15 protein-coding genes are annotated in these 13,598 nt (G+C 63.0%); 11 read left to right on the top strand and 4 right to left on the bottom strand.

Annotated features, from left to right (window positions below; translation table 11 throughout):
- Nucleotides 1–34: 34 nt before the first annotated feature.
- Nucleotides 35–658 carry a hypothetical protein gene (locus OKW30_RS15125; protein ID WP_184065073.1) on the bottom strand — a complete coding sequence of 208 codons (624 nt, stop codon included), beginning with the start codon at nt 656–658 and terminating at the stop codon, nt 35–37.
- Between the two features lie 349 nt (nt 659–1,007).
- Here OKW30_RS15125 and OKW30_RS15120 point away from each other — a divergent pair, with 349 nt between their 5' ends.
- From OKW30_RS15120 to groL, 4 genes are all read left to right on the top strand, one after another.
- Entirely contained in the window at nt 1,008–1,397 is a 390-nt protein-coding gene (locus tag OKW30_RS15120; protein WP_429347018.1) for a hypothetical protein, read from the top strand.
- A gap of 413 nt (nt 1,398–1,810) precedes the next feature.
- Nucleotides 1,811–2,521 carry an FkbM family methyltransferase gene (locus OKW30_RS15115; protein WP_260330644.1) on the top strand — a complete coding sequence of 237 codons (711 nt, stop codon included), beginning with the start codon at nt 1,811–1,813 and terminating at the stop codon, nt 2,519–2,521.
- Nucleotides 2,522–3,052: 531 nt separating this feature from the next.
- Nucleotides 3,053–3,343 (top strand): co-chaperone GroES, encoded by a 291-nt coding sequence (gene groES, locus OKW30_RS15110; RefSeq protein WP_008923887.1) that lies wholly within the window; start codon nt 3,053–3,055, stop codon nt 3,341–3,343.
- 53 nt (nt 3,344–3,396) lie between these two features.
- Nucleotides 3,397–5,037 carry a chaperonin GroEL gene (gene groL, locus OKW30_RS15105; RefSeq protein ID WP_429347017.1) on the top strand — a complete coding sequence of 547 codons (1,641 nt, stop codon included), beginning with the start codon at nt 3,397–3,399 and terminating at the stop codon, nt 5,035–5,037.
- A 204-nt stretch (nt 5,038–5,241) separates the two neighbouring features.
- Here groL and cysC read toward each other — a convergent pair whose 3' ends face one another.
- Together cysC and OKW30_RS15095 are read right to left on the bottom strand one after the other, a co-directional pair.
- Nucleotides 5,242–5,880, bottom strand: coding sequence for an adenylyl-sulfate kinase (cysC, locus tag OKW30_RS15100; RefSeq protein ID WP_429347016.1), 639 nt, complete (start codon nt 5,878–5,880; stop codon nt 5,242–5,244).
- Nucleotides 5,881–5,906: 26 nt separating this feature from the next.
- Nucleotides 5,907–6,926, bottom strand: a complete 1,020-nt coding sequence (locus tag OKW30_RS15095; protein ID WP_429347015.1) for a chondroitin 4-O-sulfotransferase — start codon at nt 6,924–6,926, stop codon at nt 5,907–5,909.
- On the opposite strand from OKW30_RS15095, the gene OKW30_RS15090 reads away from it, so the two are divergent.
- A complete protein-coding gene (locus OKW30_RS15090; RefSeq protein WP_429347014.1) occupies nt 6,915–7,115 on the top strand; it encodes a hypothetical protein in 201 nt (66 codons plus the stop codon). The two genes, OKW30_RS15095 and OKW30_RS15090, sit on opposite strands and share 12 nt — an antisense overlap.
- 309 nt (nt 7,116–7,424) lie before the next feature.
- Here OKW30_RS15090 and OKW30_RS15085 read toward each other — a convergent pair whose 3' ends face one another.
- Nucleotides 7,425–8,288, bottom strand: coding sequence for a hydroxymethylpyrimidine/phosphomethylpyrimidine kinase (locus OKW30_RS15085; protein ID WP_090803266.1), 864 nt, complete (start codon nt 8,286–8,288; stop codon nt 7,425–7,427).
- Between the two features lie 383 nt (nt 8,289–8,671).
- Here OKW30_RS15085 and OKW30_RS15080 point away from each other — a divergent pair, with 383 nt between their 5' ends.
- The 6 genes from OKW30_RS15080 to OKW30_RS15055 all read left to right on the top strand — a co-directional run bounded on the left by OKW30_RS15080 (nt 8,672) and on the right by OKW30_RS15055 (nt 13,589).
- Nucleotides 8,672–8,842, top strand: a complete 171-nt coding sequence (locus OKW30_RS15080; RefSeq protein ID WP_006047743.1) for a rubredoxin — start codon at nt 8,672–8,674, stop codon at nt 8,840–8,842.
- Nucleotides 8,843–9,224: 382 nt separating this feature from the next.
- Nucleotides 9,225–10,631 (top strand): hypothetical protein, encoded by a 1,407-nt coding sequence (locus tag OKW30_RS15075; RefSeq protein WP_184038464.1) that lies wholly within the window; start codon nt 9,225–9,227, stop codon nt 10,629–10,631.
- Nucleotides 10,632–10,939: 308 nt separating this feature from the next.
- A complete protein-coding gene (locus OKW30_RS15070; protein WP_090803272.1) occupies nt 10,940–11,518 on the top strand; it encodes a YqgE/AlgH family protein in 579 nt (192 codons plus the stop codon).
- Between the two features lie 10 nt (nt 11,519–11,528).
- Nucleotides 11,529–11,969: a Holliday junction resolvase RuvX gene (gene ruvX, locus OKW30_RS15065; protein WP_187628502.1), complete on the top strand. Its 441-nt coding sequence runs from the start codon at nt 11,529–11,531 to the stop codon at nt 11,967–11,969.
- Nucleotides 11,956–12,495 carry a bifunctional pyr operon transcriptional regulator/uracil phosphoribosyltransferase PyrR gene (gene pyrR, locus OKW30_RS15060; RefSeq protein ID WP_184065090.1) on the top strand — a complete coding sequence of 180 codons (540 nt, stop codon included), beginning with the start codon at nt 11,956–11,958 and terminating at the stop codon, nt 12,493–12,495. The genes ruvX and pyrR overlap by 14 nt, the downstream gene beginning before the upstream one ends.
- A gap of 68 nt (nt 12,496–12,563) precedes the next feature.
- Nucleotides 12,564–13,589, top strand: coding sequence for an aspartate carbamoyltransferase catalytic subunit (locus OKW30_RS15055; protein WP_090803276.1), 1,026 nt, complete (start codon nt 12,564–12,566; stop codon nt 13,587–13,589).
- Nucleotides 13,590–13,598 lie beyond the last annotated feature (9 nt).

Below are 13,598 nucleotides of genomic sequence, written 5' to 3'. Positions count from 1 at the left end.
AATGCAACGACGCCCGCAAGCGGCGTCGGCCGGACTACTGGACGACGTAACCGCGCGCCTGCATGCACGCGCCGTAGGCGGCCCAATAGCGGGTCATCGGCGGCTCGGGCGCGGGCAGCGGCGGCAGCTTCACGTTCGACGCCGCGTTGGCCTGCAGCGAAGCGGCCGCCCCATCCGACGCGCCGGGTGCCGCGTTCGCGCTCGCGCCCGGTGCCGCCGCCGATGCGTTCGGCGGTGCATTCGCCGCCGCGGTGGCCGGTGCGCCTGGCGCGCTGGCACCGGCCGCGGCTTCGTTCACCGGTTTCGCCGACGATGCGCCGCCAGGCGCTTGCGCGCCAGCCAACGGCGCGCTCGCGGCTTCGGGCGCGCTCGCGCTCCACGGCAGCGGCGTGGCTGAGAAGGAACTAGGCGGAAGCGGCGGCTTCGATGGTACGCCGGTCGACGCACCTTTGGCCGCGGGCGGCTGACGCGGCGGAATCTGCGACTCGTGGGCCATGTTGACCCCGGTCACGCGGTTCGCCTCGGCGTAGCACATCGCGTTGTCGATGCTGCGCTCGTAAGGGCTCTGACTTCGGATCGGATAGGTGACAGGCCGCCACGCGAACGCGGCAGTGCTCGTCACCAACAGCGTCAGTACGGTATATGTTCTAAATGCCATCGCAGTCACTCCCGCAGCGATGTCTCGCCTTTTTGTGTTTGATTTCGTGTCGTGCTTTCGTTCTGTGCTCGTTGCGCGTCGTGTTCGAGCTCGTTCTCATGCCTGGCGCTCGTGCTTCTGTCGCGGCCTGCCGATAGGCCGTGGCGTTGCGGTGCTTGCGCCACGGCTCCCCGGAACGGGCACGTCGCGAATGCCGCTTTAACGAGCGTAGCACCGCGGTTTGGCCACGCGATGCATCGGATAGCGCGCGAAAACGCCATCGTGCAGTGCAATCAGGACACAATCGGCGCGGCGGCGTTGAAGATCGGGACAATCCCTGGTCGCCACGAAGGATCGTCAGGAGTCGAAGATGAAAAACCTATCGTATCGCTATCGGCCGCTTTGCGCAGCGTTCTGTCTGTCGGTGCTGTCGCTCGCCGCGCCGCTCGCGAGCGGCGCGAGCGACGCCAACATGAGCGCGGAGACGGCGGGTGAGCGCGCAAGCTTCGCGCAGGCGTTTTGCGACGTGTCGCCCGAGCGGATCGGCGCCTATAAGGAGCGGCTCCGAAAGGTCCTCACCGGTGCGACCGATTTCGATCAGCACTGGGACACGGGCTGGCACCGCGCCGACATCACCAATAGCCAGATGAACGCACTGCGCGAGCGAGATCCGAACGAATTCGCGGCGCGCATCAAGGTCAATTGCGAACGGCTCAAGTGGATGGCGGGTAATGCGTTGCACCGGCCTGCGCAGAAGTGAAGTGAAACGAGCGCGCTGTTGGGCGACCGAAACTGGCGGATCGTGGCCTCATGCAGAAGGCTTCGCCGGTCTGAATCTCGCGCGGTTGTATTCCGCGACATGCGAACCGACTGGAACCGGAAGCTTTTTGCATCACTCGACGGTTTCGGCCAAAAATCCACATTATTATGACTTTCGATTAATGGTCGGCTAACCGTCGAGTAGTCTGCAGATGTAACTCTCAACGACTTTTCGAGCATGTAACTAATTCGCGAATATCGTTTTGTCCGTACTGCGGCACATTTGCGGCGGTAATGAGGCCTGCTATGCGAATATTAGCTAACGTAATGCCGGACCGACCTTCTGCTGGGCAAGTTTCCAGATCAAACGCTGTTTGACCTTTTGCCGTTATCGTTTCGAAGTGAGGAGCGATTATGTTGAACCCGAAGACGTTCGGACACTTCCTTTGGCTCGTCCGCAAGACGTGGATAACACGCGGGCCGCGTTTGTACTACTCGCAGTTTGGAGAGGACGCGGTGTTGCGCGAGATAATCAGTCCCCGGTGCAATAAGGGTGTTTATGTCGACGTTGGTGCATACCACCCTGTCAAGTTCTCGAACACACATGCGCTTTACAAGCGTGGTTGGCGCGGCATCAACATAGACATGGATCCAGTGAAAATTGAAACGTTTTCTCTTGCGCGGTCTGGTGATGTCAATGTATGTGCGGCCGTCTCGAACGAGAAACAGCTCAAGGAAGTCTATAATTTTTCAAATTATGGGTTGACTTCGACCATAGATCCCATAGTGGCTGCGGCCGAAGTCCAGAAGCCTATCTCCGTCCGGACCGTTGAAACCACCACATTGAACGACGTTCTCGAGCACACCCCGTACGCCGGTCAGGAAATCGATCTGCTTTCCATCGACGTGGAAGGTCACGATTACGAAGTCTTGCGATCGATTGATATCAGCAGGTATAAACCAAAGATCATCATTGTGGAGTCTACGCTGACTTCGATAAGGGAAGTAATAGATTCCGCCATATTTCGCTATCTGGAGGAGCGCAATTACCGACTGGTCAGTTGGACATATTTGTCGCTGATCTTCAGAGTGGAAAGATCTCAAATCTTTCGCACTCAGTTATAGCGTTACGGTTCTGCACGTATCGTCCTTGCAGTTGCTATCAATTTCACAATCCCACTATCAACGGCCGCCGCAACGGTCCAGATATACCTGGACCGACTGGTAGCTCAGCCGTGAAGCACATTCACGAGCCCCTCGACTTGCCTGAAGGCTGACTATCGTAACGGCCCGCGCTTATGGGGGATTTCCCTGGGTTTGACGTTTCGAGCGGGCGCTCCGCTCCCAAGTCGCTGCCTCGTCATGGCTCGCCTCTTCCTTCACGAAGGGCCGAATCTCAACGCAACACGTCGGTAAATTATTGTTTTCTTAGAGAAAATGCCGAACGGCAGACGTTCCGCACGGGGCGGGGTTCAAGCCCGAGCGAATCACGTTTCAGGGTCAGTGAACTTCGATCGCGTTCCCGCTTCTTGAATTTGTCACTGCCCGTCCATATAATTAGCACTCGCTGCACGAGAGTGCTAACAACATCTCCGGTTGGCTCGGCCAGCCGGGTTTTTCTCAGCGTTCTTCAGTCTCAATCAGAGAGGAGTATGTATGAACCTTCGTCCTTTGCATGATCGCGTGATCGTCAAACGTCTGGATCAGGAAACCAAGACCGCGTCGGGCATCGTGATCCCCGAAGCCGCAGCGGAAAAGCCGGATCAAGGTGAAATCCTCGCAGTCGGCCCGGGCAAGCGCGACGACAAGGGCGCAGCCATTGCGCTCGACGTGAAGGTCGGCGACCGCGTCCTGTTCGGCAAGTACGCAGGCCAGACCGTCAAGGTCGACGGCAACGAACTGCTCGTGATGCGCGAAGAAGACATCATGGCCGTGGTGCAGAAGTAAGCGCAAGGTCGCTACTTCACCGGTTATATCCAAAGTATTCAAGGAGTTAGAAGATGGCAGCTAAAGACGTCGTATTCGGTGATTCCGCCCGTGCCAAGATGGTCGAAGGCGTGAATATTCTCGCCAACGCCGTGAAGGTCACGCTGGGTCCGAAGGGCCGCAACGTGGTTCTCGAGCGCAGCTTCGGCGGCCCGACGGTCACCAAGGACGGTGTGTCGGTCGCGAAAGAGATCGAACTGAAAGACAAGCTCCAGAACATGGGCGCGCAAATGGTCAAGGAAGTCGCTTCCAAGACCAGCGACAACGCAGGCGACGGCACGACGACCGCTACGGTTCTCGCGCAATCGATCGTCCGCGAAGGCATGAAGTACGTCGCATCGGGCATGAACCCGATGGACCTGAAGCGCGGTATCGACAAGGCTGTTGCAGCTGCAATCGAAGAACTGCGCAAGATCAGCAAGCCGTGCACGACCAACAAGGAAATCGCCCAGGTTGGCGCGATCTCGGCGAACAGCGATTCGTCGATCGGCGAGCGCATCGCTGAAGCAATGGACAAGGTCGGCAAGGAAGGCGTGATCACCGTCGAAGACGGCAAGTCGCTGCAAGACGAGCTGGACGTCGTCGAAGGTATGCAATTCGACCGCGGCTACCTGTCGCCGTATTTCATCAACAACCCGGACAAGCAAGTCGCCGTGCTCGAGAACCCGTTCGTGCTGCTGCACGACAAGAAGGTGTCGAACATCCGTGACCTGCTGCCGGTGCTCGAGCAAGTCGCGAAGGCTGGCCGTCCGCTGCTGATCATCGCTGAAGACGTCGAAGGCGAAGCGCTCGCAACGCTGGTCGTCAACAACATCCGCGGCATCCTGAAGACCGTTGCCGTCAAGGCTCCGGGCTTCGGCGATCGTCGTAAGGCGATGCTGGAAGACATCGCGATCCTGACCGGCGGTCAGGTCATCGCTGAAGAAACCGGCCTCACGCTCGAGAAGGCAACGCTGGCTGAACTGGGCCAGGCGAAGCGCATCGAAGTGGGCAAGGAAAACACCACGATCATCGACGGCGCTGGCGAAGCAGCGAACATCGAAGCTCGCGTCAAGCAAGTGCGCACGCAGATCGAAGAAGCGACCTCGGACTACGACCGTGAAAAGCTGCAAGAACGCGTCGCCAAGCTGGCAGGCGGCGTTGCAGTGATCAAGGTCGGTGCTGCGACCGAAGTCGAAATGAAGGAAAAGAAGGCACGTGTCGAAGACGCACTGCACGCAACGCGCGCGGCTGTGGAAGAAGGCATCGTGGCGGGTGGCGGCGTCGCGCTGATCCGTGCACGTACGGCAATCGCTGGCCTGAAGGGCGCTAACGCCGATCAGGACGCAGGTATCAAGATCGTTCTGCGCGCCATGGAAGAGCCGCTGCGCCAGATCGTCGCCAACGGTGGCGAAGAAGCGAGCGTCGTCGTGGCAGCGGTTGCTGCTGGCAAGGGCAACTACGGCTACAACGCAGCGACCGGCGAGTACGTCGACCTGGTCGATGCAGGTGTCGTGGACCCGACGAAGGTGACGCGCACGGCGCTGCAAAACGCAGCTTCGGTTGCTGGCCTGCTGCTGACGACCGACGCAGCTGTCTGCGAACTGCCGAAGGAAGATGCTCCGATGTCTGGCGGCATGCCCGGCGGCATGGGCGGCATGGGCATGGACATGTAATTCCGCTCGGGCCTCGTGGTCCGGCCCCGTGGTTGAACTGCCGCGCGTCTGGATCACGGACGAGGCCCGGCTGGAAGTCCATGTGGGGAGTGCGCCGCGAGGCGTTTCCCCAAACGAAAAAACCCGCTTGTGCGGGTTTTTTTCGTTTGGGGCCGGCGTTGATGTGCTTGCTGGCGAGCGCTTCCGGACGCCCTTTTGTCCGGATCAGGCGCCCGCGGCGTGAGCCGAGCGATGAGAGGACCTTCCGAGGCACTTTTCGCGCAGGTAGTGGAAGATCTGCGCGACGCTTTGCGCGGGGCTCAGCGTTCCCGTGTCGACGTTCAGGTCGGGATCGATCGGCGCTTCATAGGGCGCTGATACGCCGGTGAACGAGCTGATCTCGCCAGACCTCGCTTTCGCGTAAAGACCTTTGGGATCGCGGCTCGCGCAGGTGGCGAGCGAGGTGGACACATAGGTTTCGACGAACTTGTCGGCTCCGATGATCGCGCGCGCCATCGCCCGATCTTCGCGTAGCGGCGAAATCAGCGCGGAAATCACGATCAGACCCGCGTCGTTCATCAATTGGGCGACGTGCGCGACCCGGCGGATGTTTTCGCGCCGGTCGTCGGGCTCGAATCCAAGGTCGCTCGCCAGACCGTGGCGGATGTTGTCGCCGTCGAGCACATAGCAGGCGTGACCGAGCGCGATCAGCTGCTCCTCGAGCGCGAACGCGAGCGTCGATTTGCCGGCGCCGGACAGGCCGGTCAGCCAGATCGTGGCGGGCATCTGATCGAACATGCGTATGCGGTCCTGCACCGCGATCTTGCCGTGGAAGCGTTGCACGAACTGGGGTGGCTCTTTCATGGATAGGTTCTCTTGGCTCTTCTGGCTCATTCGCAGTGCCAGCCTTGCCGCCACGTGCCGGCGTTGTGCAGGCTTTCGGTGGAATTGGCAATGGTAACGCGAAAGCCTTCCGGAATATCGTTCGGCAGTGGAATCGAAAATCCGCTGTATGCGCTCGGATAGCCGGCCCTCGCCACATCGGGCCGCGGCTCGCCGCTGCAGCCGGTCGCGACGATCTGCGTGCCGACCCGCACCTCGAGCGGTACCTGCCGCTGCGGCTCGCTCAGGTTGACGGCCCAGCCGCACACTACGCCGTCGCGCACCGTGTCGACAAAACCGTCGAACAGGTCGACCGGCGGACGCTGCCGGCTTCGCGCGAACTCCAGATAGGTATCGATCGGCGCGAGATCGAAGCGGCGGATCACCTCATGCACGCGCGACAGGAATGAGCCATCGAAGCCGAAAACGGTCGAACTATAAACGTGCGGATTGTCGAGCTGATCGATTTCGGACTGAATCACGCGGACCAATTCGAGCGCATTCGAAAAGACGCTGCCCGTTTCTTTCGCGTAAGCTTCCACGATCTGACTCGCGTCGCGGAACAGTTCGTAATCGAGGCTATTGTCCTCGATAAATTTTTGTCTTGTTGCGTCGCTTAAGTGAGCCTTGCCCTTCGCCGTGCCATTGGTGCGATTCGCTTCGAAATAGAACGGCAATTTCATCCCAGTCGAACCGCAAAGCCGCAGTAAGAATTCGCTCATGTCCTCGCAGACGCCGACGGTGCCGATCTGTTCGCGCAAATGGATTTGCGCAACGGCGAGGCTCGTTTGGTTAGCCACTGGCTCGCCGCTCAACATGTGCACGAACAGGTTCTTGCCGCCGAGCGATTCGCTGACCCACTCGTCGAGCGACAGCACACCTTGCTGCGCCAGAGCTTCCGGCGTGGACACGCTGACGCCGCGTGTGACCTCGCCGTTCTTGCCGTTCGCCGCATACCAGTAGTGCGAGATCTGGCGCGCGAGCGGCTCGCGCAGGATCGTGCAGTAGTTGACCGGATGTTTGATCATCCGATGAATGCCATACGGGAGATGACCGCCGCCTACCTGCGTCTCGAGCAGCTTCGCGCGACAGTTTCCCCATCCATCCTGATCCCAGACAAAGCTAATGAATTGGTCATTACCTTTATTCAAATCAAAAAACGAAATAACGGTCGAACCGCCGCATTTCGGTGGATGGATGAAAAAGGTGGGAAATGACATGTGGGGACATATGACTGATCGTGATGCGTAAAGTCTAGACAAAAGATGTCATCGGCGTTGTAACGTTTGATTACGCGGTAAAACGTCCGGTTGCATCGCCGACAGCAAGATTCATGCGGCTATGCAGAATAAATTGACTAGGATGCCCACGAGACGAACTGGGCGCGGCAGTATCGATAGCTACGCGCTAATTACATTATTCAATTTGGATAAATCGAATGGAAAGTCGCACCAATCGCGAAACTCGCATTAATGAAAAAAACCGGCTGACAGCGGGTTTCTAGTCGATGCCGACGAATGGCGAGGTCAGTGCCGCGCTTCCCCCGGCGCCGCGCCCTTGCCTTGCGCGGGCGGCGTTTCGTCTTCATCGCTGCTGCGTGCCCAGAAGAAGCGATCGGGCATGTACGCCCCCATGCCGGGCCGGAACGCATTGCGCACTGCCTGATACAGATACTCCTGGCTTTCGCGCACCGCTTCCGCGGGCTCCTGGCCGTTGGCGAGAAGCGCGGCGATCGCCGCGCCGAGCGTATCGGTCAGGCCCGTCAACCGATGCGGCGCGCGGTCCCACATGTCCTGACGCAACTGGCCGTCCTCGCTGAAGAGTGTGTTGACGAGCCGATGCGTGCCGGTTTCGGTCGACAGAATGTACTCGCAGCCCTGCGACAGCAGGTGCGAGATCGCCGCGTCGAGGCTCGGCGCCTCCGCGTCGCCGTCGGGCTGCGCGAGCGCGAGCAGCGTCGCCGAGTCGGCGACTAGCAGCGTGGTTTGCGGCGCGAGCAGATCGGCGATCGCTTCGCGCAGTTCGTCGGCGGCGAGCACGTGCTCGTCGTCGAGCGTGAAGTCCGGGGCGAGGATCAGCGGGATGTCGTCGTAGTCGGCGACAACTTCCGCGATCGCGCTGACCACTTCGGCGCGCGTGCACGCGCCGACCTTGAATGCGGCGATCGGCATGTCCTCGAGCAGCATGCGCGCCTGCGTCGCGACGATGTCCGGGTCGAGCCCGGTGACTTCGTCGCAGTTCGCCGAGTCGCGCACGGTATAGCCCGTGAGCACGGAAACGCCGTGGCAGCCCATGCTGGCAAGTGTCAACAGGTCCGCCTGCAGGCCGGAGCCGCCGGTGGGGTCGGAGAGACCGAAGGTGAGGACGATCGGAGGCGTGTCGCTGGGCATGAAAATGGATAAGGAAAGCAGGATTTCGGCGCGCAATGCGCAATTGGCTCAATTATGCGGCCTAAACCGAGGAGAGGGCGTTTTTTCGCGCGGCGGGGATCGCCAGAGGCTGGCTCGCGGCCCGCTGACGCGCAGCCGGCGGGGATCGCGTTGAGGTTGCCACGCTAGCGCCGCGAGCTTGCCGGGGGCGCCCCCTATCGCGCTGCCGGGTGTCCCCACCGCCATGCGGCATGACGCCGCGAGCGTCGTGCGCACGGCGCGCGGGCGCACCGCCGAAGCCCGGTCCACGCTACGATTGCGAGTTTTCGATTGCTAGGCATGGGGGCGGCAACACGGTACCATCATGGCTCCCGCTTCCACGGACTCAACGACGCGACAAAAGAATGGAATATCAAAGCTGGATGTGCCTGATTTGCGGCTGGATTTACGACGAAGAGGCCGGCTTGCCCGACGAAGGCATTGCGCCGGGCACGCGCTGGGAAGACGTACCCATCAACTGGACGTGTCCGGAGTGCGGAGCGCGCAAGGAAGACTTCGAAATGGTCCAGATCTGAAGTTCGGCAAGCCGCCGGCGTCAGCCGGTCGGTCGGTCGTTCGTTCGCGTCGCTTGATCATTGTTGCGGCGTCGCGGTTTGATGGGCTCGTGCGACACGCCGGAAGCTTCGGCCCCCAAACCGGGTCCCGAGATTCGGTCCGAACCTGAACCCTGAGCTTCGATCCCGAAAAGTCAGCGGCGTCATCCGCCGCGCAATTGCTGCAATCGCTTGATGCGTCCGGCACGCCCGGCGCCTGTCCGAGCGCGCCGGCGCGGAACATCGCCGGTCGCGTCGTGTCGCAACGGTAGTCTGTCATTGTCCTGTCGCCGGTTCGCGCGGTGGCCGCTCACTCAGCATGCGGCGCGAAGCGACGGCCCCGTCAGCTTCGTGTCGCCTGCCCATGACTCTTCGATCCGCAGCACCCGTTTCCATCGATGCACTGCCGAACCCGCGCGGCGGCGCGGTCCGCCCTGCGGAACTCGCGCTCGCCGAGGCGTCGCTCGCGTTCGAGCAGCGCGACGAGAGCGGTGCCGCGCTGCTGCGCGCGTCGCATGCATTGCGCACGGCGGGCTGGCTCAGCGCGCAGCGTTTCACCGACGCCCTCGTGCGGCTCTCGCCGCTCGCGAGCGGCGAGCCAGCCGAAGCGGAAAGCGCGCGGCCAGTGTTCGGCGCGGCGCTGCGCGACTTCCGCGCGGCGCTCGAGCGTCACAATCTGCGCGAGCTCAGTTGCTCGCCGACGCTGTTCAACCACTACCGCGAGCTGTGTGCGCAACTCATCGAACCCACGCCGGGTTCCGCCGTTGCGTTCGAAGACCTCGCGCTGTGCGCGCGGCCAGTGCCGCCGGCTTCGCTGCACGCGCAATCGGCCGATCAGCTTGCCCATCTGCGGGCGCGCTACGAGCGCGCGTTGCTGCCGGTGCTGCGCTCGCAGGCCGACACAGGCAGCGCGGTGGCGCTTGCGGTCACGAACGCCGCGCTCGACGAGCTCGACGCCGTGTTCACCGAACTCGCCGGCCCCGATCCGTATGACTTCTGGCGGCTCGCGCGCGCCTGCGCGAAGGCGCTGCGCGCGCGCGGCCACGCAATCCGCGATATCGAGGCGCGGCGCTTCTACGCGCGCTGCAACCTGGCGCTCGCCGATCACGCGCGCGGCATCGAGCGCGCGCCGCGTTCGCTGGTGCGCGCGACGCTCGCGCTGCTGTGGCGCGACTACGCGCTGTTCGGCGCGGCCGCGCAAGACGCCGACCAGGTCGAGGTGCTGCACGATTATGGCTTGACCGTCGACTGGCACGTCGCCGGCACGCAGTCGTCGGAAGCGCTGTGGGAGGCGGGCGCGCTCGAGGCGCAGTCGCTGCCGCACACGCGCGATCTCGGCGTGCTGAGCGTCAACGCGAACGCGTACGAAGACTTCCTGCAGACCGCCGACGCGTCCATCGAGGCGCTGGCCGCCCATGCGCGCGCGGCCGATCAGCCGGAAAAAGCCGACCCGAGCGAAGCGCTGCAGGCGGGCGACGCCGCCTACCGGCTGGGCTCGGCCGCCTGCGCGCTCGGTCTCGGTCACGTGGCGCTGCTCGCCGACGCGCTCGGTCTCGCATGGCGGCGTCGTGCGCATGCGAGCGTCGCGACGCCGGCGGTGCGCGCGCACGTGATCGTCGGCGCGCCGCCGGCCGACACGCTCGAGCAGGCCGCCGAGGCCTTGCGTGCGTCGCTGCACAAGGTCGCCGCGGGCGTTGGGCCGGCCGGCGGCAGCTTCACGCAGGCGGCGCTCGCCGCGCTCACGCGTGCGATCGAGCAGGGCGGCGCGTGAAGCGCAAGCCGGGTCGAACCAAACGCGCGACGTGGCGCGCGAATTGCGTCCGCAACGCTACGACCGACGCGCGCCGAACCCGCTTAGACCCATTGTGACAAGTCACAATCCCGCTACTTCGCGACGCGCGCCGAACGTGCCGTTCTACGCGGTGTTTCGGCGCCTGATCGCGGCATGGCGCAAGTCGCGCGCGTGATAGAGTGCAACTTGATCCGGCGTCGATGGCGCGTCGCATAGCGTGCAACCCAACGGGTTGCAATGCTCAAAGCAGCCCGCCATCGCGCATCGTCTTTGCTAAAATCCGAACTATGTCCAAGAGTACCGATCGCATCAATCTGACCAACCAGTTCCTGATCGCCATGCCGAACATGGCCGATCCGACGTTTTCAGGAACGGTGGTCTACCTTTGCGATCACAGTGAGCGCGGCGCGCTCGGCCTCGTGATCAACCGGCCGACCGATATCGACCTGCAGGCGCTCTTCAATCGCATCGATCTGAAGCTCGAGATCGAACCGCTTCTCCATGTCCCCGTGTATTTCGGCGGCCCGGTGCAAACCGAGCGCGGCTTCGTGCTGCACGATCCGAAAGGCGGCAGCGCATACACGTCGTCGATGTCGGTGCCGGGCGGGCTCGAAATGACCACGTCGAAAGACGTGCTCGAGGCCGTCGCGAGCGGCAACGGTCCGGAGCGTTTCCTGCTGACGCTCGGCCACGCCGGCTGGGGCGCGGGTCAGCTCGAAGACGAAATCTCCAAGAACGGCTGGCTCACGGTCGAGGCCGATCCGAAGATCGTTTTCGACGTGCCCGCCGAAGATCGTCTCGAAGCGGCGCTCGCGCTGCTCGGCGTGTCGTTGTCGATGCTGTCGGGCGAGGCCGGGCACGCATGAGGGGCCGCGCATGAATCTGCCGGCCGGACGTGAGGCGACGCTGCTTGCGTTCGACTACGGAGAGAAACGCATCGGCGTGGCAGTCGGCAATTTGCTGACGCGCCGCGCGCGGCCGCTCGTCGTCGTGCAGAACCGCAGCAGGGAGTACCGCTTCGAAGCGCTCGGCAAGCTGATCGCCGAATGGAAGCCCGATGCGCTGGTGGTCGGCCTGCCGATGCACCCCGACGGCACACCGCACGAGCGCACGCAACTCGCGAAGCGCTTCGGCAACCAGCTGAACGGCCGCTTCAATCTGCCGGTCACGTGGGTCGACGAGCGCTACTCGTCGGTCGAGGCCGAGGCGGAAATCCGCGCCGGCAATGCCCGCGCCGACATGCTCGACGCCGAAGCCGCGAGCATCATCCTCCAGCAATATCTAGACGGACTTTCCGACGATCATGAGTTCCATTGACGCCGAAGCGCTGTATCGCGCGTTGCTCGACCAGATTCGAGCGGCGTATGGCGACCAGCTCGCCGCCACGCAAGCCGGTGCCGACGCGGCGGTACTGGCGGGTATCCATAGCGGCGGCGCGTGGCTCGCCGAGCGGCTCGCGCGCGACCTGAAACTGCCGAGCTTCGGCGTGGTGAACGTCGCGCTGCATCGCGACGACTACGCGAAGAAAGGGCTGCACGCGCAAGCAAGCCCGACCTCGCTACCGTTCGCGGTCGATGGCCGCCGCATCGTGCTGGTCGACGACGTGCTGTACACCGGCCGCACGATTCGCGCGGCGCTCAACGAGCTGTATGACTATGGCCGGCCGGCATCGGTCGAACTCGCGGTGCTCGCCGATCGGGGCGGACGCGAGTTGCCGGTGGCGGCGCGCTTCGTCGGCGGCGTGGTCGACGTACCCGCCGACGCGACGCTCGTGCTGGCCCGTGAAGACGACGGCGCGGGCGGCCAGCGGTTTTCTTTTCACACTGAAGCACGCGTCGATTGAAACGCGCGTGAGCGGCGTGTCGACGCGACCTCGATCACGTTGAAGCCCGTATTTGAAGCAGGTACATCATGAACACCGCCACCCCGGCTCCGCAAGATTCCTCCGCTAGCGCATCCGAGCGCTTCCGCTACGGCTTCCTGAAGGGCAACCCGCAGCTCACGAAGAGCGGCGAGCTCAAACATCTGCTGTCGATCGAGGGGTTGCCGAAGGCCATCGTCAATCACATTCTCGAGACCGCCGACCAGTTCGTCAGCGTGACCGATCGCGAAGTGAAGAAGGTGCCGCTGTTGCGCGGCAAGTCGGTGTTCAACCTGTTCTTCGAAAACTCGACGCGCACGCGTACCACGTTCGAGATCGCGGCCACGCGGCTGTCGGCCGACGTGCTGAATCTGAACATCAACGCGTCGTCGACCAGCAAGGGCGAATCGCTGCTCGACACGATCAACAACCTGTCGGCGATGCACGCGGATCTGTTCGTCGTGCGTCATGCGTCGAGCGGCGCGCCGTTCCTGATCGCGCAGCACTGCGCGCCGCACGTGCACGTGATCAACGCCGGCGACGGCCGTCACGCGCACCCGACGCAGGGTCTGCTCGACATGTACACGATCCGCCACTACAAGAAGGACTTCACGAAGCTGCGCGTGGCGATCGTCGGCGACATCCTGCATTCGCGCGTCGCGCGCTCGGACATTCATGCGCTGACCACGCTCGGCGTGCCCGAAGTGCGCGCGATCGGTCCGCGCACGCTGCTGCCGGGCGGCCTCGAACAGATGGGCGTGCGCGTGTTCCACAACCTCGACGAAGGTCTCAAGGATGTCGACGTGATCATCATGCTGCGCCTGCAGAACGAACGCATGAGCGGCGCGCTGCTGCCGTCGTCGCAGGAGTACTTCAAGAGCTGGGGGCTCACGCCCGAGCGTCTCGCGCTCGCCGCCCCCGATGCGATCGTGATGCACCCCGGCCCGATGAACCGCGGCGTCGAGATCGACTCGCAGGTCGCGGACGGCCCGCAATCGGTGATCCTGAATCAGGTCACGTTCGGTATCGCGGTGCGCATGGCGGTGATGGGGATCGTCGCGGGCAATAACGACTAAGCAACGACT

It is taken from the genome of Paraburkholderia sp. Clong3 (genome assembly GCF_050436485.1).
Lineage (GTDB): Bacteria > Pseudomonadota > Gammaproteobacteria > Burkholderiales > Burkholderiaceae > Paraburkholderia > Paraburkholderia tuberum.
The sequence above is the reverse complement of the archived record's forward strand: the minus strand, read 5'-3'. Positions and strand labels throughout refer to the sequence as shown.